Raw genomic sequence first — 26,817 nt, forward strand, 5'->3', positions numbered from 1 at the left:
TAAATTACCAAGATCTAACAATTGAGTGACATCTAGCACATGCATTCATCATATCTGAATATGCATTAGCTGCATCGATGTATGCATTATTTTCTAGATTTAATTCTAAAACGTTAGCATCAAGTTTAATTCTTTGTGCTGCATTTTCTGCAATGTTTACCATATGTTTTTTATTCTCTGGTAAATATTGAGCAATTACTTTTTTGTCAGAAAATAGTTCATTACCTTTTCTAACTTTTGCTGTACCACTTTTAATTAGTTCTACAGAGTTATTTAAAAAACCTTTTTGAATCTCACTCATACCTTGTTCCATGATATTCATTGATTTTTGCATAACGTCTTGAGCAGAAGAAATACTTACTGTAAGTGCTACTGCTGCTAAAATTTTTAATAATTTCATTATAAGCCTCTCCCTATGAGTTTATTATAAGAGAAGAAGTTCTTAGTGAACTTCTCTCCATTTACTTGCTTTCCATAACCAAGCGAAAATCGCGAAAATAACTAAATAGATTAAGAATTTAGGACCTAAAGCTTCTCTTTCAGCTTTTTTAGAATCACCAACTTCTTCCATATATTTAATAGCTTGCGTTTCTGCTTCTTCAGTTAAACCAACTCTAGGCATAGCTGTACCCTCTAAGTGTTTTTGAGGATCATTAACAAAAGTATGTAAGTAAGACTCACCTCTTGATCTAATGTATTGTGATAAATCTGGAGGAAGTTTACCCATATATGCTTTGATATTTTCATCTGGAGTTTTAGCAGCCATAGAACCACCTTTCATATCTCCATATTTAATACCGTGACATCTTTGACAAGCATCTACGAATACTTCTTTGTTAGTCATTTCAGCAGGAGCAATAGATTGTAAATATGCTACCATATCAGCAATCTCTTGTGGTTGCATCCAACCATAACCTGGCATTGGATGAACTCTTCCATCTTGGAATTTGTGACCAACTTTAGAAGCTTTTACAGGATCTTTAATAAACGCAGCTAAATAATCAGCATTGTAAATTTTACCTGCAGTAGATAAATCTGGTGGAACAACACCATAAGCTGCAGCAGCGCTAGCGTTATCCATTAATTGAGGGAAACCTTCTTTCTCAATAGAGTGACAAGCAGTACAGTTAGCTTGAACTAATGCTGCACCATTTTGAGCGTTTCCACTTAAAGCTTTAACATCTTTAACATCTTCTTGTACATCAGTGAATTTATAATCAGCTGGATCTACATGTGGATGCATCTGAGAGTGAGCAAATGGCTCAACACCCCAGTAAGTAACAAGAGTAAATGCTACTACAACTGCTAAAATTTTTAATTCTCTCATTATGCACCTCTCTTTTTAGCATCTGATTTCGTAACAAATGGTAATGCTACAAATAATAAAATAAATACTGAAGCTGAAGCGAATCCAACCCAAGCATTAATACCTGTTGGAGGTAATTTACCATAAACAGTTAATACAATTAAGTCAACCATTAAAATCCAGAACCATACTCTAAATCCAGGTCTTTTATGTGCTGGTAAAATTGCAGGATCTCTGTCTAACCATGGTAATACTAAGAAAATAACATTTGCAAATCCAAATGCTGCTAAACCAATATCAAATGCTTTAATAGGACCAACATCAAAGAAGAAACCTCTTAATACTTCATATGACCATAAGAAATACCACTCTGGGTAAATGTGCGCTGGAGTTACCATTGCATCTGCTGGGTCGAAGTTAACTGGGTCCATAGCAAAGTTATAGTGGAAGAACACTAAGTAGAAATAGAAAATTAAGAAAATACCTAAAATAGCAAAGTCTTTAGAAATAAATACTGGCCAGAAAGGAATAACTTTAGATTCTTTTTTGTTTCCAGATAGATATTTTTCAGCTTCCGCATCATAATCGATATCTGCACCCTCTTGATTATTAACGTGAGGAATTCTTAATGTATAGAAGTGTAATCCAATAACACCCATAATTACGATAGGTAATAAGAATACGTGTAACATGAAGAATCTAGTTAATGTAGCATCAGCAACGTTGAAGTCACCTCTGATCCATACAACTAAAGCATCACCAATAACTGGAACACCACCAAATAAGTTAGTAATAACCATTGCAGCCCAGTAAGACATTTGTCCCCATGGTAACATATATCCAGAGAATCCAGCAGCTGAGAATGTCATAAATAATAACATACCAGAAATCCAAATCATCTCTCTACCTTGCTTATAAGAACCATAGTAGATTCCAGTAAACATGTGAATATAGATAATTAAGAATACAACCGAAGCTGCAACACCATGCATATGTCTAAATAACCAACCATAAGCAACTTCTTGCATGATTGTATAGTTTACAGAGTCAAATGCTAATGCAACATCTGGCTTGTAGTACATCATTAAGAATAGACCAGAAATAACTAAGATTTTAAATGTTACTGCTAAAAGAACACCCATTGCCCATAAGAAGTTAATATCTTTTGGAATCCAGTACTCAGTCATTAAAACTTTAGTTAATGCTGTAGTATTAAGTCTTTGGTCTAACCACTCACCTACAGAGTTAGCTTTTTCAAATTTTGCCATAAACTACTCCTTATGCCGTTGCCATCGCAGCAGCGATTTTTTTGTATTCAGGTCCTTCTTCACCAAGAACAATCTGAGAACCTTGAACAGCGAATGGAGGTAAATCAAGAGGTCTTGGAGGAGGTCCAAAAGTTTGTTTACCACTTGCATTAAACTCACCACCGTGACATGCACATTTCCATTGTGTTTTCTTCCATGCTGGAATACAACCTAAGTGAGTACAAAGACCAATAGCAACAGTGTATCTATCTTCACCGATGATTAAATCTCTATCTGACTTTTCCATATCTGCAGTTTTCTTAAGAACAAAAATTGGTTTACCTCTCCACATAACAGTGATCGGTTCACCAGCTTTTAGTCCGTTAAGCTCAACATTCGTAAATCCGCTAGCTAATACACTTGGTAATGGATCCCACACTTGTTTCATACCAACAAGTGCAGCAGCTCCACCAACTGCCGCAACAGCTGCAAATGAATAACCTAGAAAATCCCGTCTATTTGTATCGTTAGACATTTAGCTTCCTTATTTTAAAATTAAATCTATACATTATATAGTTAATTTTCTTAAAAAATTATGATTGAGGTCAAAAAAAGCCGATTTATTGAGAGATGTGTAGTTAATCTACACAGTAGATTTATAAGGTAAACTTATTAAAGACATTTTAGTCTCTAATAAATTTTACGATTTCCTCTTCTATTTTTTCTTTTTCGATGATAATATTATGGTTTATTTTCGATCCAAAAAGTGAAGAAATTGATTGTGGTAAGTTTGCGTTAAATTTAGATGAAATCTCTTCTAATGCTTCTTTATCCGCATAAGTTTTGCTATCTTCATTTAAAGCATTTAATACTGTTGGAGAGAATTTTGTCCATTCAGCAGTTGAATAAATTACTGTTTTTAGTTTCTCTTCTCTTAAATTCTCATATGCTTTTATACAAGTTGCAGTATGTGGGTCCATTAAATATCCATCATCTAAATATGATTTGATAATTTTTGCTCCATATGCATCATCAGAGTTTATAGCTGAGAACTCTTCTTGTAAAAGTTTTGTTTCATCTTCTGTTAGTGTAAAGATGTTATCTTTATTTAGATTATCAAATAACTCTTTTGTTCTTTTTGCACCAAATAGTGAGAACATAACTCTTTCGATATTTGAAGATTTTAAAATATCCATTGCAGGAGATTTTGTAAGAATAAGCTCTTTATCTCTGATATCATAAATACCAGTATTAATCCACTCAGTTAAAATATTGTTTTCATTTGAAGCTACTAAAAGTTTTTGAATTGGAACACCCATATGTTTTGCATAGAATCCACCAAGTACATTTCCAAAGTTTCCAGATGGAACAACTAAATAGATTTTTTCTCCAAATTTAATTTCATCTTGTTTAAGAAGTTGAATATATGACCAGAAGTGATAGATAATTTGGAAAATAATTCTTCCAAAGTTTACTGAGTTTGCAGCACTTAGTTTAATGCCATCATTTTCTAACTCATCTTTAAATGATTGAGAACTAAGAAGATTTTTTAATGCATTTTGTGCATCATCAAAATTTCCTTTGATACCAATAATTTTTTGGTTGTGACCATCTTCACATACCATTTGAAGTCTTTGTACATCTGATGTTCCACCATCTGGATACATACAAGCGATTTGAATATTCTCTTTATTTTTAAATGTATTTAATGCAGCTGGCCCAGTATCACCAGATGTAGCAGCTAAAATTAAATATTTTTCATCTCTTTTTTTAGCAATTGAAGAAAGAATAGAACCAAAAGGTTGTAAAGCCATATCTTTGAAAGCTCTTGTTGGTCCATGGTATTGTTCATGTACAAATAAGTCATCTTTTACTTTTACTACTGGACAAGGGTTTGATGCATCATCAAAGTTATCATAAAGGTCAAGAGCTTTTTTGATTTCCTCTTCTTCAATATCAATTTCAAAAGCTTTTAAAATATCGTATGCAAGCTCTTTATATGAAGAATTAATATGGTTTTGTAAAAAGTTTTCTTCTAGTTGTGGTAATTCTTTAGGTACATATAATCCACCAAAAGATGCACTTGGACTTAAAATTGCATCTGAGAAGCTAACTTCTTTTGGATTTATACCGTCATTTCCTCTTGTTTCTATAAAATTCATTATATTTCCTTAAAATTGTCCCAATTTTGAAGGGACCTTTTATTTTATTTTTTAATTTCTTTTAGCGCTAAAAGTGAATTTTAGCTAAATAAACAAACTCTAAAGGAGTAACGAGTTACTCTTATTTTATTGTTCGTTTAATAATTTTTCCATATCTATGCCATTATTGGGATTGTCTTTCCTAAGAAATTGTGTACCAATTCCATCACTAGTAAATAGTTCTAATAAAATTGAATGCTCAACTCTTCCATCAATAATGTGTGCTTTGTTTACACCGTTATAAATTGCATCTACGCAAGAATCAACTTTAGGTATCATTCCACCTGCAATTGTTCCATCTGCTTTATACCCATCAACATCATCTTTATCAAGTGAGTTTAAAAGTTCACCCTCTTTATTTAAAACTCCAACTGTATCAGTTAAAAATAGAACTTTTTGAGCTCCAATTGCTTGAGCTACTTTACTTGCTGCAACATCTGCATTGATGTTATATCCAGGGTGATTTGGTTTTGCACTATCAGCAATAGGAGCAATAACAGGAATGAAACCTTCTTTAATAAGATTATTAATCATAGTTCCATTTACTTCTGTAATTACACCTGTATAACCAAATTTTCCATTCTCTTTTGGAGTAGCTTTGATAATAGCAGAGTCTTTTCCTGAAATACCAATAGCTTTAGCACCGTGATGATTTAATAAAGAAGTGATATTTTTGTTGATTTCACCACTAAGTACCATTTCAACTACTCTCATAGTCTCTTCAGATGTAACTCTATGTCCGTCTACAAACTCTGAGTGTATTTCTAATTTATCAAGAAGTTCAGAAATTCTTGCTCCACCACCATGTACAATTACTGGCTTAATTCCCACAAGAGAAAGAAGAACAATATCTTCAGCAAATTTTTCTTTTAGTTCAGGACTTGTTTGTGCAGAACCACCATATTTAATAACAATAGTTTTTCCATAGAATTTTTTAATATGAGGTATCGCGTCAAGAAGGGTTTGTACCTTATGTTGTTTTTTTTGCATAGAAGTTCCCTAAGATTATTATTTTTAAGGCAAATATTTTACCTAAAATAATCTTAAGGTTTTAATTTTTAAACTAAAGACTGATCAAACCTAATAACTTTGTTTCTTCCACTATTTTTTGCTTTATATAGTGCAAGGTCAGCATATTTAATTGCTTCCTCTAAGTCTTCAGTATCTTCAGGGAACATTGACACCCCGATACTCATAGTTTTTTGTAGTGTTGTACTTCCACCTGTTGGAATCTCTTTTTTAGCAAAGTTAACTCTTATCTTTTCGGCAACATCCATAGCACCTTTTTCATCACAATTATATAATAATACAATAAACTCTTCTCCACCAAATCTAACGGCAATATCTGATTCTCTGATATTTTCATTTAAAGTTTGAGCTACAATTTTGATTGCATTATCTCCAATATCATGACCATAAGTATCATTTACCATTTTAAAGTAATCAATATCAAGCATTAGCACACCATATGCTATACCAGAACGCTTAGTTTGAGAAGTAATACTTGGAATAGCATCTTCTAGATATTTTCTATTTTTTAAATCAGTTAAAGCATCAGTTTGAGCATTGTGTTCTAAAATATTCATAAGTTTTTTACTTACGATTACTGTTTTTGCAGCATCAACATAATCTTGAATATATGGAATCATTTCTCTTACTTCAATTGTTTGATTTACTGTATCTGTATAAATTGAAATAATTAAATCAAGCTCATTTGAAATAGCATAAGGTACACAAAAATAGTTTGTCTTATCACATGATGGACATGCAGGACAGATATCTTTAAATTGTGTTGAGTCTATAGTTGTATTTGTTCTATCTGCTCTACAACCTTCATCAAAAATATTACAGATAACTTTTGCTTCACTGTGAACAAGGTTAATCTCGTTTGTAATTGTACTTATCTCAAAGAAATTAAACTTACTAATTCCTAGTTTTATTTTTAAAACTTCTGCAAGTCTATTATATACATCATCAATTGTTTCATCATACTCAATTGTTTTTCTAAATTTATAAACATCAGATAGTCTATCTACTGTATTTTTTACATTGATTAAGTGGTCTTTATCTGTTACTTTATGGTTTTCAGATAAGAAAATAGAGATTTTAGAATCAATTGCCTCTAAAGTTATCTCTAGTTTTTCAAGTAAACCATTAATCCAAAGAGCAACATCTTTTGCTTCTTTTCCTTTTGGATTTTGAATTCTATATGAATAATCACCTTGTTGGGCTTTATTCATAACTCTTTTAATAGAATCAAATAGTGAAAGGAATGGAGAAATAATAAAGTTTAGTAAGAAAATAATTACAATCATTAAAACAGATGCAATAAGTAGTGTATCGGTAATAGTTCTAATACCTATTTGCTTTGAGTCATCAATAGACATTTCAATAGAAATAGCACCTAAAGTATCACCTTCTTGTGCATTTGTATGACAAGACATACAATTGATTTTGCCTTTGCTTGTTGCATTATATGGAATAGTGATTCTATATGTACTTTGTGAGAAGATTTTGTCATTTATAACTTTTTTTGTTTCACCAGTTTGTAAAACTTCTCTATCGACATCATCTCTTGCAGTTTCATTATTGAACCCTTTTCCATACATATCGATTACTTTTTGAGATCTACTTAACCAAATCTTATCAATATTTGGAATATCTTCTAATTGACTTAAGAAAAGTTCTCTATCATCAATAACTCCACTCACCATTTGGGAAGTCAATGAGTGCTCTACTGTTTTTGCAACAGCCTTTGCTTTATCATCAATTGATTGAATACCATAATTTCTAAAGTTATAGACCATGTCTATAGTGATTAGAAAAAAAGTAAAGGAAATAATCGAAATAACAAGTAGAATAATCTTATTTTTTGTCTGCATTCAGTATCTCTTCTTCGCTGATAATAATCTTAAAATATATTATAACAGTAAAATTATAAAAAAACTTATAGTTATATAGATATAAATGATTATTTTTGTATTATTCTGTTATGAAAAAATATTTAGCATTAAAAGCAAGTGCAGGAAGTGGGAAAACTTTCGCCTTAACAGTAAGATATATAACATTATTATTAAAAGGTGCTAGTCCTAAAGAGATATTAACACTAACCTTTACAAATAAAGCTGCAAATGAGATGAGTGAAAGAATTTATAAAACTTTGCTTTCACTTGGAGAAGATGAGGCATATTTAGGTGCAATACAAGAGCAGTCAGGTTTTTCTAAAGAAGAAATACTAAGTAGAAAAGAACAACTTGTACATATCTTTTCTAATGCTTCTTTATCTATATTTACTATTGATAAGTTTGTAAATAAGATTTTAAGAGAGTTTAGTGGATATGCTGGAATAAATGATGATTTTGAAATTAAAGAGGATGATGTAGAGAAACTAAGTAGTAAATTTCTACAATCTTTAGACATAGATAGTTTTGATAAATTGATTGATTTCTCTTTATTTGAAAATAAAAAGTATAACTCTATCTTTGAAATATTTAAAAATATTTTTGAAAAGGGTGAGACAGTTGATGTTGTAAATATAGATCTTTCATTAATAGAAATACAAAAAAAAGAGGCTTTAACTGAAGGTTTAAAAATAAAAGAGTTTATTTTAAACTGTCCAAATGCTTCAAAAAGTGCAATAAAAGCAGTTGAGTATGAAAATTTTGATGAACTAATCTCTAAAAAATGGTTAGAGAAGAATAGTGCAGGGGAGTATTCATATTTCAAGAAATGTGCAAATGAGACTTTAGAACAATATTTTGCCAAAACAAAAGAGCAAGTAGGAAACTACTATAAGTTGAGGTCTACTTTTTCTTTAAGTAGATTATTTGAACTATACAATCTTTTCAAAGAGTATAAAAGAAAATATAATAGTTCTAAAAATTACTTACACTTTGATGATATTTCAAATATTTGTTATGAGCTATTAAGTACAAAGATTGATAAAGAGTTTTTATACTTTAGATTAGACTCTAACTTCTCTCATATATTAATCGATGAGTTTCAAGATACTTCACTTTTACAATATAAGATTTTACAACCATTGATTGAAGAGATACTTTCAAGTTCTGAGTTTAAAACCTTCTTTTATGTTGGAGATACAAAGCAGTCTATTTATAGATTTAGAGGTGGAAAAAGAGAACTATTTGATTATGTATTAAAAACAAACCCAATGGTAAATGTTGAGGTTTTAAATACAAACTTTAGGTCATGTGAAAAAGTAGTTAATTATGTAAATCAATCTTTTAATAAGTTAGTTTCATATGAGTATCATGACCAAATACCAATTCATAAAGATGGGTATGTAGAAGTACTTGAAGATGAGGCATTATTAGAAGATGAAAAGTATGCAAATATAGCTAAAAAAATATCTGAGCTTATGCAAAAAGGTGTAAATAGTAATGATATAGCAATATTAACATATACAAACGATGATGTATTAAATCTATACTCTTATTTAAAAAAGATGTTCCCAAGTTTAAAAATTAGTACAGAGATGACATCAAAGTTAATAAATCAAGAGAATGTAAAAGCTATTATAAATGCAATCAAATATCTTTATTTTCAAGAGAGTATTTATAAAGAGAATTTAAATGCAATCATAGGAAAGAAGCCTGAAACACAATTTGAATTAGATATTGATTTAAAATATAAAAGTGTGCAAGAATCAGTATTAAAAATAGCACAAGCTTTAAATGTAACAGATGACAATGTTATAAAGTTTGTAGAGCTTTGTTCTTCATATAAAAATGTAGTTGACTTTGTATATGAAATTGATGAATTAGATGCGTCAATAGAAAACTCTGAGCAAATAGGTTTACAGATTTTAACTATCTTTAAATCAAAAGGTTTGGAGTTCCATACTGTATTATTACTTGATAGAATAAAACAAAAAGTAGCTAATAGAGATTCATTATTATTTGAATATGATGATGTAAATTTAAAAAATATTTATTATAAAATTGGTGGTTTGGATAATTATAGTATTGAATATAAAGAAGCTTTAAAAAAAGAGAAATCTTTAGAGTTTGAAGATGAATTAAATATTTTATATGTTGCTATGACAAGGGCAAAAAAGAATATGATAATATTTAAAAAGCCTGAAAAGTCAGTTTTTGACCTACTTGATTTAAAACCAAATATTTTAGGAGAAATAGTTGTTAGTGATAATAAAACTAAAAACTATGAGAAAACATCTAAAGTATTATATCAAGCACTTAACTTAGGTAAACAAGATAAACCAATAAGTGTAGAAAATGAGGATGAAGAGTATACTTTACATGCAAAATATTTTGGTATAGCAACTCACTATTGCTTAGAAATGATGAATAGTTTTGATGAGAATTCATTAAATCTAGCTATAAATATCGTAAGAAATAGATATTCAAACTATTTAGATGAAAATGATATTCAAAATATCAAAAATAGAGTTTCTAATCTTTTAGTAAATAGTGAATTTTTAGAGTTAGTAAAAGAGGGTAACTATAGTAAAGAACAATCACTTATTTATAAAAATGAGTTAAGGATTATAGATTTACTTGTTGAAAAAGATAATAAGTATTATATCTTTGATTATAAAACTACAAAGGGTGAATTACAAGAGCATGTTTATCAAGTAAGTTATTATAAAAAGGCAATAAAAGATATTTTAGCCTCTGATGAGGTTTATACTTATATTGTCTATTTAAATGAGGATATGGCTAAGCTAAAAAAGGTTTAAATAAAATACCTAATTGAAGCAAAGCCATAGGCTCTAGTCTTTGAAATGAGTTTTAGATTATCTTCATTTACTATGCCACCTAAGGCAATTACATCTAAATCTTCATATGACCTAATTACTTCTCTTAATTTTGACATTCCTTTTGGTTCACCTTTATTTGGTGTATCAAATATTGGAGAGTAAGTAATTGCATTTATATGTTTTTTTTGTGCATTTTCTACATCTGTAAAATTGTGGCATGAGATAATAGTATAAAGGTCTAAATCTTTTGCCTTTTGAATATCATCGAACTGTTTTGATGTAAGATGAACACCATGTGCTTTTAGTTCATGTGCTAGTTTATAGTTTTCATTTAATAAAATCTTTTTTATATTAAACTCTTTGCAAACTTTAACAAAAACTTCTGCTAGTTCTTTATAGTTTGAAGATTGTTTATCTCTAAAACAAGCCATATCAATTTTTTTAGAATTAAAAACTTTTCTTAGGTTTTTTTCAAATAATATTAAATCATTTGAATAGTATTCAGGATCAGTTATTAGATAACTAACCAAATCATCTCTCATTTTGTTTATTCCTTTTATAGAACGAAAAAAGGGGAAGAGCAAAAACTCTTCCCCTTTCTAAGTTTTGTGGAGACTAAATTAATTAGTGATCCTCATGCTCCATCATAACTGAACCTGCGATATAAACGTAAGTTAAAATCATGAAAATGAATGCTTGTAAAACACCAAAAGCAGCTAACATAAAGAAACCAGCTAATGGAACTAACCATGGTACTAACATTAATAATACCATTAAGAACATGTCATCCCCTCTTACAGAACCAAAAAGTCTGAATGATAATGAGATAATTCTTGAAAAGTGAGAAATAATCTCAATAGGGAACATTAATGGAGCTAAGATTGGCATAGGTCCCATAAAGTGTTTGAAATAGTTAACAAAACCATTTTTCTTAATACCTACGTAATTATAGTAAATAAATACAATAAGTGCTAAAGATAAAGTAAAGTTAATATTAGCAGTTGGTGATTCAAAACCTGGAATAACACCAGTCATGTTACTTAGGAAAATAACTAAACCTAAAGCACCAATTAATGGTAAATATCTTCTAGCATTTTCTTCTCCCATTGAATCTTTTCCAATTGAGATAACACCTTGGATGTACGCTTCTAAAACATTTTGTGTACCAGTTGGAACAAGTTGCATTTTTTTAGTTGCAGATCTTGCTAGTAAAAAGATAACTCCCACTACTAGTACAAAGTGTGATAAAATGATCCATTCTTGACCGTGACCACCGATAGAGCCTAAGAATGTAAACAATCTTCCTTCCATTTTCTTCCTTTTTTTTCGTTTGTGACTAAAATATAACGCACATTATATATTTTGTTTACTAAAATCTTTCTAAAGATCTTTTATAAAACTAAATTTGTTTAAATCTGTAACCACTTTGTTTCAATTTTTCACCAATTGTTTTTTGATGTTCTTCACCTTTAGTCTCTAAAGATATTGTAATTTGGGCTTCCCCGAACTCTAACTTAACTGAGTCTCTGTCATAGTCTATTTGTACAATATTTGCACCACAGTCTCTGAAAATATCACTTAAATGAGTTAATGAACCTGGTTTATCCATAAGTTTTACAATTAAGTTCATCTTTCTATATGATTTAACTAAACCTTTTTCAATAATTTGTGAAAGCATAGTTACATCAATATTTCCACCACTAATAATTGCACAAACTTTTGAGTCTTCTATATTATCAATTTTATCGTGCATAATAGCAGCAGTTGATACAGCACCAGCTCCTTCAACCACAAGTTTATGTTTTTCAAGTAAGAATAAAATGGCATTTGCAATTTCATTATCAGTTACTTCAACAATATGATCTACATAATCAATAATAATATCAAGAAGTTTTGGATTAACATCACGTACCGCTATTCCATCTGCAATAGTTCTAACACTTGCACTATCAATAGGAGTTTGAGATTTATATGATTCTTTCATACCCCTTGCACCACTTGCAACTACACCTATGATTTTGATATCTGGATTTATAGCTTTTGCAGCAATTGCAATTCCTGCAATTAAACCACCACCACCAATTGGTACAACAATTTGTTTTAAATCAGGTATCTCTTCTAATAGTTCAAGTGAAATAGTTCCTTGTCCAGCAATAACATCATCATCAGCAAATGGGTGAATAAATTCAACTCCATTTTCTTCTTTGTATTTCATTGCTGCTGCATATGCTTCATCAAAGTTTTCACCTATTAGAACAACATTTGCTCCATGGGATTTAACGCCACTTACTTTTGTTAAAGGAGTTGCTTCTGGCATAAAAATAGTTGCATTACAGCCAAACTGTTTAGCTGCATATGCTAAACCTTGCGCATGATTTCCTGCACTAGCTGCAACTACTCCTTTATCTCTTTTTTCTTGAGATAAATTAGCAATTCTATTGTATGCACCTCTTAATTTAAAGCTTCCTGTTAATTGTAGATTCTCTTTTTTAAAGTAGATTTCACTTCTAAAAGTCTCACTTAAAATAGGAGCTAAAGTTAAAGGTGTGTTTTGTGCAACATCTTTTAAATTTTCTTTTGCTTCTTTTATATTATCTAACGTAATCATATTTTTTCTTTTCATTTAATTTCCTTGAAATACTATCTAAAAAGAGTTTTCACCTTTATAAATAAAACTCTTTTTACATAGTAGTAATAGATAGAGCATAAGCTCTATCTATTCTCTTCTCTAATCTCTTTTACTGCTTGAACCATGTTTTTTAAACTTGGAATTACTTCTTCCCATTTTCTTGTTTTAAGTCCACAATCTGGGTTTATCCATAATTGCTCTTTTGGAAGTACTTCGAGTAAAAGTTTGATTTGTTTTTTTAGTTCTTCAACACTTGGAATTCTAGGGCTATGAATATCATAAACTCCAGGTCCAACTTCTTGTTTATATCCTACTTCTTTAAATATTTTAAGAAGCTCGTTTCCACTTCTTGCAGTCTCAATAGAAATAACATCTGCATCCATATCTTCAATAGTTTTAATAATGTCATTAAATTCACTATAACACATATGTGTATGAATTTGAGTTTCAGGGTATGCACTACTAACTGAGATCTTAAAGTCTCTTGTTGCCCAAGATTCATAAGCTTTAATATTCTCACTTCTTAAAGGATAGCCTTCTTTAAATGCTGCTTCATCAACTTGAATTATTTTAATACCACTCTTTTGTAAATCATCAATTTCATCACTTAAAGCAACAGCAATTTGTTTTGAAACTTCGTCTCTAGGTTTATCATCTCTAACAAATGACCAGTTTAAAATAGTAACTGGACCTGTTAACATACCTTTCATGATTTTCTCTGTTTTACTTTGTGCATAAGTAATCCAATCAACAGTCATAGCTTTTGGTCTTGAAATATCTCCATAAATAAATGGTGGTTTTACGCATCTACTTCCATAAGATTGAACCCAACCATTTTGTGAAAACCCATAACCTTTTAGTTGCTCTCCAAAGTATTCAACCATATCATTTCTTTCTGGTTCACCATGAACTAAAACTTCTATTCCGCACTCTTCTTGAAAAGCAATACACTCATCAATATACTGTTTCATCTGTTTTTCATAATCTTCTTTTGAGATTTCACTATTTTTAAAATCTCTTCTTGCTTTTCTAATCTCAGGTGTTTGAGGGAAAGAACCAATAGTTGTTGTTGCTAAGTCTTCATACTTTAAAAGCTCTTTTTGTATTTTGATTCTTTCTTCAAAATCTTTTTCTCTTGAAAGTTTAGTAAAAGTTTCAACTCTTTGTTTTACTTTTTCATCGTGAATAACAGTTGAAGTTTTTCTGCTTTTATTTGCTTCTATATTTTTTTCTAAATCTTTTGCTTCAATTTCATTTAGACTAGACTTGCCTTGGAAAAATAGTTTTGAAATCAAGTGAATCTCATCAAGTTTTTCTTCTGCGTAACTTAGCCAAGATTTAATCTTTTTGTCTAACTTCTCTTCATATCTTAGTGTAAATGGTGTGTGAAGTAATGAACAAGATGAAGAGATTAGGATATTCTCTTTTTTAACTTCTTGAGAAATCTCTTCCAATATCGAAACACTTTTTTCAATATCATTTTTCCAAATATTTCTTCCATCAACTACTCCTGCAATAAGTTTTTTATCACTTTTTGCAATATCACTTAAGCTTTCAATATTTTTCTTACCATATAAAAAATCTAAAGCTAAAGCATAAATAGGAGTATTTACTAATACTTTAGTAGCTTCATTTGAGTGTTCAAAATATGTTGCAACAATGATTTTGATATTTTCACTTACACTTGCTAACTTGTCATATGTTGGCTTGATTAGGCTTAATACTTTTTGTTCATTGTCTTTTACAAAAATAGGTTCATCTATTTGAACAGTGATTTCATCATCAAGTTTTGAAATCTCTTTTAGAAGTTCTTCATAAATAGGTAAAATCTTAGAGTGAAGTTCATATGTATCACCTCTATCAACTCTTTTTGAAAGACCTGAAAATGTAATTGGTCCAATAATATTGATTTTCGTTTTTATTCCGTACTCTTTTGCTTCTTTATATTCATTTAATATTTTTGAAGCATTTAATTTATACTCATCTTCTAATGAAAGTTCTGGAACTATATAATGGTAGTTTGTATTAAACCATTTAGTCATTTCCATTGCTACACTAGTTTTATTTCCTCTAGCCATAGAGAAATATAGCTCTTCATCTTTTAAGTCTTTAAATCTTTTTGGAATAGCATTTAATAAAACGCAAGTATCTAAAACATTGTCATAAAATGAAAAGTCATTTGACGAAATATATTTTATTCCTGCATCTTTTTGATATTTCCAGTGTCTTTTTCTTAAAACACTTGCAACTTCTTCAACTTCTTTAAACGAACAATTCTTTGACCAATATTTTTCTAATATTTTTTTTAATTCTCTTTGTTCTCCAATTCTTGGAAAACCTATTACATATGATTTTGACATTATTTTTAACCTTAAAAGTTTTGCACCAGTTATGGTGTCTAAATATCTATCTGCTTTTGCAGTAACAATAAAGATAATTATTGATTATCTTCGTGCGTAAAATTTAAATAGTATGGTTTATGATATTTAGAATATGTAATGGTGGATGTACCCCTGTTCGTCTAAACGCAAAGAACTTGCAATAAAAAGGGCAACGAGGTATGAATTTGAAAAGTAAGACTGCTAATTTTGTTTTTCTTCTAAAAAAATAATCACAGTGACAAGGTTTACTATTATTTATTTGTAAACATAAAGTGACTTCCTCTAGTGGAGGGTCATTTTCATCAAACTCATCATTTTCAGAAGATAATTTTTTCTGTAATGTGTGTTTAGCCTTTATCACAAGGTTTTGCAATTTTGTTTCAACAGTATAAGCTAAGATACTAGCAAATGTAAAATAGTTTTTTCCAAAACCTTTAGGCGCTTTCACTTTAGTTTCTCCTTTCATAAAATTAAAAGTGGAATTTATCAAATCTAAGCTTAATGTTTATTACATTTGAAAAGTTAAGTAGTTTAAATGAAATTAGGTTAATATTTCAAAAAATATTTAAGGTCAGTTTTGAAATTTACTTTTGTAACTTTATTTCCCAATTTAGTAGAACCATATTTTTATGATTCAATACTAAAAAGGGCTATTGATTCAAACTTTATATCTTATGAGTTTTACAATCCTAGAGATTTTACAACTAATAAGCATTTAAAAGTAGATAAACAAATGATTGGTGGAGGCGCAGGAATGCTAATGACTCCTCAGCCACTTTTTGATTGTTTAGATGAAATTAAAAGAAAAAATCCTGAAGCTTATATTGTATTTCCCCTTGCTGCTGCAAAACCTTTTAAACAAAATGATGCAAAAAGATTAGCAAAAAAGAAAAATATAGTTTTTGTTTCTGGAAGATATGAAGGTATTGATGAAAGAGTTATAGAAAAGTATGCAAATGAAGTGTTTTCAATTGGAGAGTTTATTCTAACTGGTGGAGAACTACCATCTTTAGTTATGGCTGATGCTATTGCTAGAAATGTTGAGGGAGTTTTAGGAAATGCTGATTCTTTAGTAGAAGAGAGTTATGAAAATAACCTTTTAGAAGCACCTTCTTTTAGTAAACCAGAAAATTTTCAAGATTTAAGCGTCATTAAAGAATTCTTAAAGGGAAACCATAGTAAAATTGCCACCTTAAAATATAACTTGGCTATATGCAAGACAAAATACTTTAGACCAAGTTTAGTTACAAATAAAAAACAAAATTAAAAGCGTGATACCCCGCGTCTTGCAAAGGCGGGCACTTTCACCAAAGGGAACAAATGAAAAATAGATACATTGCAAGCTTTGAAGCAGCGCAAATTGCAGAAAAAGAAATTCCTCAGTTTAGAGCTGGAGACAACGTAAGACTTGGTGTTGAGATTAAAGAAGGTTCTAAGACTAGAGTTCAAACTTTCGAAGGTGTTGTAATTGCTAGATCTGGTAACGGTGTTGATGCAACATTTACTGTTAGAAAACTTGGAGCTAACTCTGTTGGTGTAGAAAGAATTTTCCCACTATATTCTGAGTCTTTAAAGTCTTTTGAAGTAGTAAGAAGAGGTAAAGTAAGAAGAGCTAAATTACACTACCTTAGAGGTCTTACTGGTAAGAAAGCTAAAATTAAAGAGCTTAGAAAATAATTTAAGCAGAAAAACTAAGACTACGGTCTTAGTTTTACCTTATGTCAAAAACTTTAATCCACTGTACATCACTTTCTCAATCACAATCTTTTATTAACTTTTTAAATCTAAAACAAAATAATACTGTTAAGAATTTACCAAACGGGGTAAAAATATTTGAAGATGAAAATGCTAAATATCTTTTAGTAGTTTCTGAAACTGGAAAAGATAATATACTTGAAACTTTAGGCTTTGTCTATAAAAACTATACAATAACAAAAGCTTTAAATATTGGAATTGCTGGATGTAGTGATGGTTCTGTTAAAATAGGAATACTTTTTTGTACCAATAGACTTTTATTTGGAATGAATTTTGGCTCATTAACTACCGTTGATACTCCTTTAGAAACAGATGAAAACTTAGAAACACTTCTTGTGGATACAGAAGCTAAGTATTTCTTAGAAGCTTCAAAGGAAAACTGCAAAGAGTTATATGTCTTTAAAGTTGTTTCAGACTATTTAGAAACAGAAGAGTTAAAAAATGAATTTATAGAATCTCTTATACAAAATGTATACTCTAAAATCGAAAAATATATTAATTAATAATTTCAAAAAAATTATCAAACTTTACTAATAATACACTTTTTGTTTATACTTCTTTTGCTATAATCCTGCCCACAAATTAATATTTTAATTATAAATTTTAAATAAGGTAAATAGATGCTGCATGATATTGTAAATTTTGTTGTTGAATTAGTTGGGGACTTAGGATATATTGGTATATTTTTAATGATGTTTTTAGAGAGTTCTTTTTTCCCTTTTCCTAGTGAGGTAGTAATGGTTCCAGCAGGATATTTAGTATATAAAGGTGAAATGAATATGTTTGCTGCAATTTTTGCAGGTATAGCAGGAAGTTTAGGTGGAGCATTATTTAACTACTTTTTAGCAATAAAATACGGAAGAGCCTTTTTGATTAAATATGGAAGATACTTTTTCATCAGTGAAGAAACAATTGCAAAAGTGGAAGTTTTCTTTAAAGAACATGGTCATATTTCAACTTTCTCAGGAAGACTTATTCCTGCTGTTAGACAATATATCTCTTTCCCCGCAGGCTTAGCAAAAATGAATCTGCTAACTTTTTCTATTTATACAAGTTTAGGTGCAGGTATTTGGGTTGTTATTTTAACAATGCTTGGTTATTTTATTGGTGGAAATGAAGCTTTAATCAAAGAGTATTTAAGATATATCATTATTGCTATTCTAATCGGACTTGCAGCAATGGGATATTGGTACTATAGAAGAAAAAAGAAATAGACTAATTATTTAACTCTTTTTTCATTGAAAGTTGCTAAACTTAATAAATGAAAACAAAAAACAAAAAAAGTGTATCTTTAGTTCTTGGAAGTGGAGGGGCTAGAGGTTACGCTCATATTGGTGTTATAGAAACACTTCTTTCAAAAAATTATGAAATAAAATCAATCTCTGGTACATCAATGGGAGCTTTGATTGGTGGACTTTATGCTTGTGGAAAACTTGATGAGTTTAAGCAGTGGGTTCTTACAATCGACCCTTTAGAGATATTAAAACTACTTGATTTATCTTTTTCTAAAACAGGACTTATTAAAGGCGAAAAAATCTTTGAAAAGATTGAAGAGTTAATAGGTGATATTTGTATTGAGGATTTAGATATTAGTTTTACTGCTGTGGCTTCTGATATTATCAAACAAAAAGAAGTATGGATTCAAAAGGGAAAACTAATTGATGCTATAAGAGCTTCAATTGCAATTCCAACTATGTTTACTCCCAAAAAAATAGGAGCAGATTTTTTAGTTGATGGAGGTATTTTAAATCCATTACCTGTTTCTCCTACAATCCCTGATGATACAGACTTAACTATTACAGTTGGACTTTATAGTGATAGTAAAAAAAAGTATAAAATAGATATGTCTAAAAAAGAAGAGAAAAAGCTTTTAAAGATAAACAAAAAGTTTTTAAAGTTCTTCAAAAAAAATAAAAATAAAAAAGATACAAACTTAGAAACTGAGCCAGAAGATATGGGAATGTATAGTATTATTTGGCATACCATTGACACTATGCAAAATACTATTATGAAGTATAAATTAGCCGGACATAGTGCAGATATAGAGATTAATATCTCTAAATACGCTTGTGAATTCTATGCTTTTAATGAAGCTTTTAAGATGATTGAAATAGGAAAAATTGAAGCAGAAGAGGCTTTAAAATGAAAAGTTTTATTTTAAGAAACTGGAATAAACTACTACTTTCTATTTTTACTATTAGTGCTGTTTTTATAGCAATAACTTTTGCCGTTGATACTACTGCTAAAAATTTGGTTGATGACTCTTTTTCTCAGGCAATTATAGTTTTTGGAAGTGCAAAAGCTTTAAATGCTGTTATCTCTCTAGCCCAAGGAACAGAACTCTCACTACCTTTTTTTGTAGTTGCCATTGGTGAAGTACTAGACCCTGTAAATGATTTGGTAGAGCAGTTCTCTTTAGTAATGCTTGCTAGTATGACTTCTCTTGGTATTCAAAAGATATTTTTAAACTTTGTAACCAATGAAATATATAACTATCTTCTTCTTGTATTAGTGATAGTTTTAAATATATGGTTGTATAAAAGATTTAGAAATGACAATAAGTTAAGAGATATCTTTTTTAAAGTAGTGTTTGTATTGCTGTTTTTGCGTTTTGCAATTCCTATGATAAGTTATGTAAATGATATTTCTTATAACTACTTTGTTAAAGAAGAGTACAATATTGAAAGATTAAATGAAAATATTGTTAAAGTTAAAGAAGATGTTAGTAAGGTCAATCAAGAGACTTTACAAGCAAAAAAAGAGAGTTCTATCTTTGATAAGATAGTTGAAAAATTTGATAGTGAATATTATAGTAAAAAAGTTCAAGAGTATACAGATGCTGTGGATAATTCAAGTGAGTATATTATCGATTTGATTATAGTTTTTATTTTTCAAACTATATTTCTGCCTATACTATTTTTATTTATTTTATATTGGTTTATAAAATCTATTTTTAATATGAAACAGGCCTAATTATTTAGATAATTGGCCTGTTATATCTCATAAATACTAAGGAAGGAATTGCTAATCCAAAGCCAATTCCACTTAAAATAATCACTGCTTTTAATCCATTGTCAATAAACAAAGTAATAAGCTCAGGAGAAACCCCTTGGGCATTCATCTGAAGCAGGTTTATAATTGCTGTAAAGGCATATGTCCCTGGAAGTAAAGGAATAATTGAAGCAATAGTATAAACAGGTCTTGGAACTATATATTTTCTTGACCAATATAAAGCGATAACTCCAACTAAAGTAGAAGCTAAAAAAGTAGCAAGTTCAATGGGAATATTTAAATCCATAAGTACAAATCTAGTTGTATATCCTATAGCTCCACCAATTGCACAATATACTAAGGCATTTCTTGGAACATTAAAAACCATAGCAAAACCAACAGCTGGAATAGCTGCAAAGATTGCATTTAAGATATATGTAGCTAATAAACTATCCATTACCAACCTCTCATACTAAGTAATGCAAAAGCTAGAATAATACCTATTGAAGTAGCAACGCTTAAAAGTAGTGCTTGCATCCAACGACCCCAACCCATAGAAAGGTATCCTTTTACTGCATCTAAGACTGAGTTTACAAAGGGAAATCCAGGAGCTAGTAAAATTACACTAGAAGTCATCACTATATTTGGTGTGGAGCTTAACTCAAATATTTGTGAAGTACTTGCAATAAGTGTTGCTACAAAAGCTGTAAGTCCAAAACTAATGATTAAGACAAACTGTTTTTTAGCCATAACATGTCTTACATACATAGCAACACTAGCAGCAATAAAAGTTATAAAAAACCCATTTAAATCTGCTCCATAAAGATATGAGAATGAAGCACAAGATAGACCAACCATAAATACAACTAGCCATCTATTGTAATGATTTGGTTGAATCTCTTTTATAGTATTAAAAACATAATCAACATCTTTTTTATCTCGTTCAACATCTATACACATCTTTTGAACATCACAAACAATAGACATATTTATAGGTTTGTGATGAGCTCTTCTTGTTGTAGTTACTGATTGTGTTTGATTATTGTTTAAAGTACTTAAAACAATAGCAGAAGGAATAAGAGAAACTTCAACAGAATCAACGCCTAAAGCTTTTCCTAGTCTTTGTGCTGTATCTTCTATAAGTTTACTTTCTGCACCAAATTCAAGCATTAAAACAGCTGCTTTGATTATCGCTCTTGTAACTTTTGTTTGTTCTTCGTATGTAATATTATTCATCTATTTTTAGTTTTAAAATCTTTCCATTGTCATCTGCAATGTATAGGTTTCCTTTTTTGTCAAAAGTTATTCCCTCTTGTGCATACTTTTTTGATAACTTATACTCTTTTACTACTTTTTTTGAAGTTATATCATATTTAATTAACAAATTGGCATCATCGCTTACTAAATATAAAAAATCTTTGTAAAAAGCTAAACCAGCAATATCTTTATAGCCATGGTCAATAACATCTTTTATCTCTAGTTTTTTCTTCTTTTTATAATCTAAAATAACTATAACAGAAGAGTCATCTTTAGGGTAGGGCTTATCTGATTGATTAGAGGCATAGATTTTGCCATTGTGTAAAGTTAGACCTTCAATCCCATCTTTACCTTTTTTAATAATTTTATTGCCTTTGTATTTACCTTTAATTTTTATCTCTTTTATTATTGAAAAATCTTTTTTATTTAGAAGTATAATTTCATCTTTCTCTTCATTTGCAAGAAGTAGTATATTTTTCTTTTCATCTATAGTTATACCTTCTAAGTCGAAATCACCTAGTTTTTTTTCTCTTTTAATTTTACCCTTTAAAGATAGTTCATAGATAGTTCCTTCATCATTTACTACAAAAAGAGTATTTGATTTTTCACTATAAACTATACCTGAAGCCTCAGGGATTTTTGCTATTACTTTCTCTTTTGCAAAAAGGTTTTGACAAAAAGTAAGAAGAAGTAGGATTGTAAAAAAGTTTTTCATATGTTTTAGTTGCCTTATTTTCTGAAATTTTATACTAATTATCATAACGAATGTATTAAACTTTAAAAAGTTAAATTTAACTGTTACCTATAAACAATACCATGAAATAAGGGTTTTGTTAAATGTAACATTGGCTTAAGGTATATTTTAGATATAAACTTTAGTATATATACTATAATAATAAAAAAATATTTTATTTTTGGATTTCACTATGCAAGAATATGTAACAAATACAATAAATAGTTTTAAAGAAGAATCAGCAATCAATAGAATAGTGTATAACATTATTACTGTTATTAAGACAAAACATGATTATGAATCTGCAATTAATCTTATTAAAGAGAATAATATAAATCTTGAAGATATAGTTTCAAGAAGTATAAGACTACCTCTTCCTGACCTTATCAAGTTAGCAGATTTAATGATTTTAAAAAAGGGTAAATAAGTAATGAATGAAGTGATTAGTAGGATTGTTTATCTTATAAAAAAAGAAGTTAACTTTGAAGAAGCAGCAAATTTAATGATTCAAAACAATATAACTATTGCTAAACTTTCGCAACAAACTTTAAAATTGTCTCAGTTAGACTTAGCAAGGTTGGCTGATAAAATATTACAAAAAAAGTAGCTAAGAGAAACTATTCTCTTAACTCACTTAGTCTTTTTAGAAGATACTCTAACTCAGCTCTTTTTTCAACTTTTTCATGAACTTTCTCTTCTAGGAAATCAACTACATTTTTATGTAGTCTAACTTTTGATAGTTTATTAATATTTGTGATTCCACCTGGGTTTAAAACATTAACCTCTAAGATTTTATCACCAATCATATCTAATCCTGCAAAATAGATACCATCAGCTAAAAGTTTTTTACCTACTTTATTACAAATAGTTTTTTGTGATTCTGTTAAATTATACTTGTGTGCACTTCCACCTGCTTGAATATTAGCTCTTACTTCTCCATCTGCTGGTTTTCTATGGTATGCACCAATTGCTTTACCATTTAGCATCATAACTCTTACATCACCATCTTCAGCACCATGAATATACTCTTGTAAGATAACATAGTTTTCACCTGAGCTATCTATATAAAAATCAAGTAAAGAGTTAATATTTGATTTTGCATTTTTTTCTAATACAATTACACCTCTACCACCTGAACCATCAAGGGGTTTTAAAATCATCTTCTCTTCATGTGATTCTTCAATAATTTTCTTTATATATTTTTTACTTCCTGAAACATGAGTTTTAGGTAAGTAACTATTTGTTGGGTCATGGAAAGTTGTTGTATATAATTTATTGTTTGCTTTTCTAATACCATCTACGTCATTGATAATTATTGTTTCATCTTTTACTGAATCTAGGAAGTTGAAAACTATAGGTGAAATAGGAGGGTCTTTTCTTATCATAATACAGTCAAAAGCATGTAAAGCTTTTAGCTTAACCTGAAATTCACATTTTTTATAAAATGACGTTATTGAGTCTGGAATTTTACCTTCAAATAGAATTGTTTTAGCAAAACCATGTACAATATTGTTTCTAACAGTTAAATCATTTGTATAAAGTATTGAGACTTTGTGTCCTCTTTGCATACACTCTTTTATAATCGCAAGTGTAGTACTTTTTACTGGTTCAATATTGTCCCAATGTTCAATAATAAACGCAACATGCATTTTTTTATCCTTAGTATAAATTAATCTATAATTATACTCTAATTTTAAGATAAATTACTATTGTTTAACTATTTTGAGGGAAGATAATCTTGAAGTTGGCTCCAAAATATGATTTATTATTTAAAATAAATTGTTCGTTTGATAGGTTTATATTTCCATTTAGGTGTTTTGTAATAATTTGAGAAGACATATAAAGACCAATTCCTGTTCCTTGGCTTTTATGTTTTGTAGTAAAATATGGTTCAAAGATTCTAGTTTGGATTTTTTCAGGAACTCCTCCTGCACTATCTTTAATAGAGATGATAATATTATTGTTCTCTTTTGTCGCTAAGATATATATCTGTTTGTCTTTTATATCTTGTTGGTTTAAAGCATCTATTGCATTGTTAAAAATATTTAATAGTACTTGTGTTAATTCACTCTCTAAAGTTGTAATTTCTATATCTGATATCTTTTTTGTTAAATTGATATTTGAAGATTTGATTTTTGATGTGATTAAGTATAAAGACTTATCAATACAAGAAGCTACGTCAAAAGTAGTATTCTCTTTATTTGGATTAAAAAAGTTTCTAAAGTCATCAATTGTTTTAGATAAATATTGAGTATGCTCATTAATAGCTCTTACATTATCCAATAAGTGCTGTTTTGGCATTTCATTATCAATCTCAAGGTTTAATTGCATTCCTGTAGAGACTGTAGAGATTATTGATAAAGGTTGTCTCCATTGGTGGGCTATATTTTCTAACATTTCTCCCATTGCAGCCATTTTTGATTGTTGAGCTAAGATTGTATCTTTTTCTCTTTTCTCTTGTTCTAGTTTTTTGATTTTACTAATATCTAAAATAGTTCCAATTATTAATAAAGGATTATTTTTTTCATCAAACTTAGTGATTTTAGAAGTGATTTGTAAGTACTTGATAGTTTTTTTATTGATAACAATTCTAAACTCATTTACTAATTTGTTTTTAGAAGAGACTAATTTATTTAGGTGACTTTTTACTATTTTTTTATCATCTTCATGTACATAAGACAATAGTAAATCAACAGTAGGTTTTATTTGATTTGGATAGAAACCAAACATTTTAAAGTGTTCATTACTCCAATATAATTCGTCTTTTTTTATCTCATATTGAAAACTTCCTAAGTGGGCAATTTTTTGTGCTTCATCTAAAAGGTAGTTAGCTCTTTTTAACTCTTTAGTTTTATCTTCAACTTTTATCTCTAAAGATTCATTTAGTTGTTTTAACTCTTTAGTTCTTTCTTCAACTTTCTCTTTTAAAAGTTTATTTTGTTTTATATTTGATTGATTTTTAAATATAAGAATAATTACAATTGTAAAGATAACAGACAAGGCAATCCAAAGTCTATTGTAGTTGAAATTATCTTCGAACTGTACATTTTCCCATTTGTTGATTATGTTTTCTATTTTTTGTTTATCTAAAGACTCAATAGTTTTATTTAAAGCACTATGCAAAAGAGGGTAATCCTTTCTCATCATAATTCTAAGTGCAAAGTTTAAATCTGTATTTCCAGATATTTTAAGAGTTTCTAATCCTAATTTACCAATATTATATGCTAGGTTTGGCTTTATATCAATATAAGCAAAAGCATCTTTACATTCAACTGCTTCAAGACCCTCTTTTATACTTTTTACTAGAAGTAAGTTTAAATTAGGGTAATTCTCTTTTAAAAGTTTATGGGCTGTAAAGTTTTCTCCCACTGCTATTTTTTTATCTTTTATTTGTTCTATATTTTCAATGAAATTTTCATCTTTTAGTGTAACCATTGAGATAGGAAAAGAGATATATGGTTTTGTAAAAATAGCATACTTTTCTCTATCTTTTGTTTTTCCTGTACTAAAAATCACATCTTGTTGTTTTTGTTTTATACTTTCAAGCTGTTTTGTAAAGTCATTGAAGAAAGTATATTTTGTATTTAGATTTAAATCTTCTTCAAGTAGTTTCCAAACTTCAGAAGAGATACCTGTAGGAGTATGTGATTTTGACTCAAAAGAGAAAGGTTTCCATGCTCTAGAAACAGAGACATTAATTTTTGTATTTTTTATAAAATTTGATTCTTCTTTTGTTAGATTTGTAGGTTTAAATTGATCATAGAATTTAAACTTTTCATTAATAATCCACTTACTTTCAATATCATAAAGCTCTTCTTTTGATATTTTTTGAAAGCCTTTGTTAAATGTATCAATTAACTCCTGCTTTAAAGCAATGGCTTGAACATCTGAAAATTCAGATAATAGGTTTATATGTTTGATTTCATGAAAATGACCCTTTTGTAAGGTATAAAATTCAATAGCAATTTTATCATCATAGAGTAAATCAATTTTTTTTGAAACTAAATCTTCTATTGCTTTATCATAATCTTTATAGACTACAATTATTGAGTTAGGAAAGTTACTTTTAATAGGCTCTTTGTAGTCTTTACCTATAATTCCAATTACATATGAAGCATCTTTTGCAAAGTTTTTACTAGTCTCTTTATGAATAAAAAGAGCAGTTTTATTTTGATAAAAAGGATTTGAACCTTTCATCCAAGATTCATAAACTTCTGTTCCTAAAAAAAAGTCTACTTTTTTATTCTTTACTAGCTCAATAGAGTTTTGCCAAAGTTTTCCATTTACAAATTTTATTTTATAGTTGTTTTTTTCTGCCCAAAGTTTCCAGTAGTCTATTAAAAGTCCTTGGGGTTTGTTGTTTTCAATATAAGAAAAAGGTGCATAGTTTGGGTCATAAGAGATTGTAAAACTTTTTTTAAATGGTTGTGCGTATAAAAAGCATGAAAACAAGAAAAGAGCAAATACTGTTTTAAATCTCAACATTTTTAATCCACTATACTTTGATTGTGAAAGTATTATATCAGAAAAAAATAACTTAGTAATAAATGACTGTTTAGAAAATAGTATTATTTTAT

General features: G+C 29.1%; 26 protein-coding genes. 9 read left to right on the forward strand and 17 right to left on the reverse strand.

All coding sequences use genetic code 11. The annotated features are described in order from the left end of the window. Positions 1-4 precede the first annotated feature (4 nt). The 7 genes from CRV03_RS11445 to CRV03_RS11475 all read right to left on the reverse strand — a co-directional run bounded on the left by CRV03_RS11445 (position 5) and on the right by CRV03_RS11475 (position 7,636). Positions 5-400: a hypothetical protein gene (locus CRV03_RS11445; RefSeq protein ID WP_129085279.1), complete on the reverse strand. Its 396-nt coding sequence runs from the start codon at positions 398-400 to the stop codon at positions 5-7. Between the two features lie 42 nt (positions 401-442). Beyond that, positions 443-1,327 carry a c-type cytochrome gene (locus CRV03_RS11450; protein WP_129085280.1) on the reverse strand — a complete coding sequence of 295 codons (885 nt, stop codon included), beginning with the start codon at positions 1,325-1,327 and terminating at the stop codon, positions 443-445. Continuing rightward, the gene (locus CRV03_RS11455; RefSeq protein ID WP_129085281.1) at positions 1,327-2,574 is read right to left on the reverse strand and encodes a cytochrome bc complex cytochrome b subunit; all 1,248 of its coding nucleotides are present in this window, start codon (positions 2,572-2,574) and stop codon (positions 1,327-1,329) included. Before CRV03_RS11455 ends, CRV03_RS11450 begins: the two co-directional genes overlap by 1 nt. Before the next feature lie 10 nt (positions 2,575-2,584). After that, positions 2,585-3,088 (reverse strand): Rieske 2Fe-2S domain-containing protein, encoded by a 504-nt coding sequence (locus CRV03_RS11460; RefSeq protein ID WP_129085282.1) that lies wholly within the window; start codon positions 3,086-3,088, stop codon positions 2,585-2,587. Between the two features lie 148 nt (positions 3,089-3,236). Then, positions 3,237-4,715 carry a threonine synthase gene (thrC, locus tag CRV03_RS11465; RefSeq protein ID WP_129085283.1) on the reverse strand — a complete coding sequence of 493 codons (1,479 nt, stop codon included), beginning with the start codon at positions 4,713-4,715 and terminating at the stop codon, positions 3,237-3,239. A 126-nt stretch (positions 4,716-4,841) separates the two neighbouring features. Then, on the reverse strand, positions 4,842-5,744 hold the full coding sequence (argB, locus tag CRV03_RS11470; protein WP_129085284.1) for an acetylglutamate kinase: 903 nt from the start codon (positions 5,742-5,744) through the stop codon (positions 4,842-4,844). A 68-nt stretch (positions 5,745-5,812) separates the two neighbouring features. Beyond that, on the reverse strand, positions 5,813-7,636 hold the full coding sequence (locus CRV03_RS11475; protein ID WP_129085285.1) for a GGDEF domain-containing protein: 1,824 nt from the start codon (positions 7,634-7,636) through the stop codon (positions 5,813-5,815). 110 nt (positions 7,637-7,746) lie between these two features. Here CRV03_RS11475 and CRV03_RS11480 point away from each other — a divergent pair, with 110 nt between their 5' ends. Then, positions 7,747-10,473: a RecB-like helicase gene (locus CRV03_RS11480; protein WP_129085286.1), complete on the forward strand. Its 2,727-nt coding sequence runs from the start codon at positions 7,747-7,749 to the stop codon at positions 10,471-10,473. On the opposite strand, the gene CRV03_RS11485 is transcribed toward CRV03_RS11480, so the two are convergent. The 5 genes from CRV03_RS11485 to CRV03_RS11505 all read right to left on the reverse strand — a co-directional run bounded on the left by CRV03_RS11485 (position 10,470) and on the right by CRV03_RS11505 (position 15,952). Beyond that, positions 10,470-11,036, reverse strand: coding sequence for a thiamine phosphate synthase (locus CRV03_RS11485; protein ID WP_258239079.1), 567 nt, complete (start codon positions 11,034-11,036; stop codon positions 10,470-10,472). The genes CRV03_RS11480 and CRV03_RS11485 overlap by 4 nt on opposite strands. Before the next feature lie 82 nt (positions 11,037-11,118). After that, complete coding sequence (locus CRV03_RS11490; RefSeq protein ID WP_129085287.1) at positions 11,119-11,805, reverse strand: F0F1 ATP synthase subunit A; 687 nt, start codon at positions 11,803-11,805, stop codon at positions 11,119-11,121. Positions 11,806-11,893: 88 nt separating this feature from the next. After that, entirely contained in the window at positions 11,894-13,102 is a 1,209-nt protein-coding gene (gene ilvA / locus CRV03_RS11495) for a threonine ammonia-lyase (protein WP_129085353.1), read from the reverse strand. Positions 13,103-13,206: 104 nt separating this feature from the next. After that, positions 13,207-15,483 (reverse strand): 5-methyltetrahydropteroyltriglutamate--homocysteine S-methyltransferase, encoded by a 2,277-nt coding sequence (gene metE / locus CRV03_RS11500; protein ID WP_129085288.1) that lies wholly within the window; start codon positions 15,481-15,483, stop codon positions 13,207-13,209. A gap of 103 nt (positions 15,484-15,586) precedes the next feature. Then, positions 15,587-15,952 carry a hypothetical protein gene (locus CRV03_RS11505; RefSeq protein ID WP_129085289.1) on the reverse strand — a complete coding sequence of 122 codons (366 nt, stop codon included), beginning with the start codon at positions 15,950-15,952 and terminating at the stop codon, positions 15,587-15,589. A 129-nt stretch (positions 15,953-16,081) separates the two neighbouring features. Here CRV03_RS11505 and trmD point away from each other — a divergent pair, with 129 nt between their 5' ends. The 6 genes from trmD (at position 16,082) to CRV03_RS11535 (ending at position 20,232) form a co-directional block, all read left to right on the forward strand. Beyond that, complete coding sequence (gene trmD, locus CRV03_RS11510) at positions 16,082-16,771, forward strand: tRNA (guanosine(37)-N1)-methyltransferase TrmD (protein ID WP_129085290.1); 690 nt, start codon at positions 16,082-16,084, stop codon at positions 16,769-16,771. Positions 16,772-16,824: 53 nt separating this feature from the next. Beyond that, positions 16,825-17,181, forward strand: a complete 357-nt coding sequence (gene rplS / locus CRV03_RS11515; protein WP_129085291.1) for a 50S ribosomal protein L19 — start codon at positions 16,825-16,827, stop codon at positions 17,179-17,181. Positions 17,182-17,222: 41 nt separating this feature from the next. Next, positions 17,223-17,762: a hypothetical protein gene (locus CRV03_RS11520; RefSeq protein ID WP_129085292.1), complete on the forward strand. Its 540-nt coding sequence runs from the start codon at positions 17,223-17,225 to the stop codon at positions 17,760-17,762. A 117-nt stretch (positions 17,763-17,879) separates the two neighbouring features. Then, a complete protein-coding gene (locus CRV03_RS11525) occupies positions 17,880-18,473 on the forward strand; it encodes a DedA family protein (protein ID WP_129085293.1) in 594 nt (197 codons plus the stop codon). 47 nt (positions 18,474-18,520) lie between these two features. After that, on the forward strand, positions 18,521-19,405 hold the full coding sequence (locus CRV03_RS11530) for a patatin-like phospholipase family protein (RefSeq protein WP_129085294.1): 885 nt from the start codon (positions 18,521-18,523) through the stop codon (positions 19,403-19,405). Further along, the gene (locus tag CRV03_RS11535) at positions 19,402-20,232 is read left to right on the forward strand and encodes a hypothetical protein (protein ID WP_129085295.1); all 831 of its coding nucleotides are present in this window, start codon (positions 19,402-19,404) and stop codon (positions 20,230-20,232) included. Before CRV03_RS11530 ends, CRV03_RS11535 begins: the two co-directional genes overlap by 4 nt. 4 nt (positions 20,233-20,236) lie before the next feature. On the opposite strand, the gene CRV03_RS11540 is transcribed toward CRV03_RS11535, so the two are convergent. The 3 genes from CRV03_RS11540 to CRV03_RS11550 are packed head-to-tail and all read right to left on the reverse strand — an operon-like array spanning position 20,237 to position 22,222. Beyond that, positions 20,237-20,707 carry a threonine/serine exporter family protein gene (locus CRV03_RS11540; RefSeq protein WP_129085296.1) on the reverse strand — a complete coding sequence of 157 codons (471 nt, stop codon included), beginning with the start codon at positions 20,705-20,707 and terminating at the stop codon, positions 20,237-20,239. After that, entirely contained in the window at positions 20,707-21,486 is a 780-nt protein-coding gene (locus CRV03_RS11545; protein WP_129085297.1) for a threonine/serine exporter ThrE family protein, read from the reverse strand. Before CRV03_RS11545 ends, CRV03_RS11540 begins: the two co-directional genes overlap by 1 nt. Continuing rightward, positions 21,479-22,222: an SdiA-regulated domain-containing protein gene (locus CRV03_RS11550; protein WP_164968658.1), complete on the reverse strand. Its 744-nt coding sequence runs from the start codon at positions 22,220-22,222 to the stop codon at positions 21,479-21,481. The genes CRV03_RS11545 and CRV03_RS11550 overlap by 8 nt, the downstream gene beginning before the upstream one ends. Before the next feature lie 211 nt (positions 22,223-22,433). Between CRV03_RS11550 and CRV03_RS11555 the strand changes: the two genes are divergently transcribed. Together CRV03_RS11555 and CRV03_RS14140 are read left to right on the forward strand one after the other, a co-directional pair. Continuing rightward, positions 22,434-22,667, forward strand: a complete 234-nt coding sequence (locus CRV03_RS11555) for a hypothetical protein (protein WP_129085299.1) — start codon at positions 22,434-22,436, stop codon at positions 22,665-22,667. Positions 22,668-22,670: 3 nt separating this feature from the next. Next, complete coding sequence (locus CRV03_RS14140) at positions 22,671-22,847, forward strand: hypothetical protein (RefSeq protein ID WP_164968659.1); 177 nt, start codon at positions 22,671-22,673, stop codon at positions 22,845-22,847. Positions 22,848-22,857: 10 nt separating this feature from the next. Here the strand turns inward: CRV03_RS14140 and gshB are convergent, their stop codons facing one another. Next, positions 22,858-23,889: a glutathione synthase gene (gene gshB / locus CRV03_RS11560; protein ID WP_129085300.1), complete on the reverse strand. Its 1,032-nt coding sequence runs from the start codon at positions 23,887-23,889 to the stop codon at positions 22,858-22,860. A gap of 64 nt (positions 23,890-23,953) precedes the next feature. Continuing rightward, on the reverse strand, positions 23,954-26,725 hold the full coding sequence (locus CRV03_RS11565; protein ID WP_129085301.1) for a transporter substrate-binding domain-containing protein: 2,772 nt from the start codon (positions 26,723-26,725) through the stop codon (positions 23,954-23,956). Positions 26,726-26,817 lie beyond the last annotated feature (92 nt).

It is taken from the genome of Arcobacter sp. F155 (assembly GCF_004116455.1).
In the GTDB taxonomy this organism is placed as follows: domain Bacteria; phylum Campylobacterota; class Campylobacteria; order Campylobacterales; family Arcobacteraceae; genus Halarcobacter.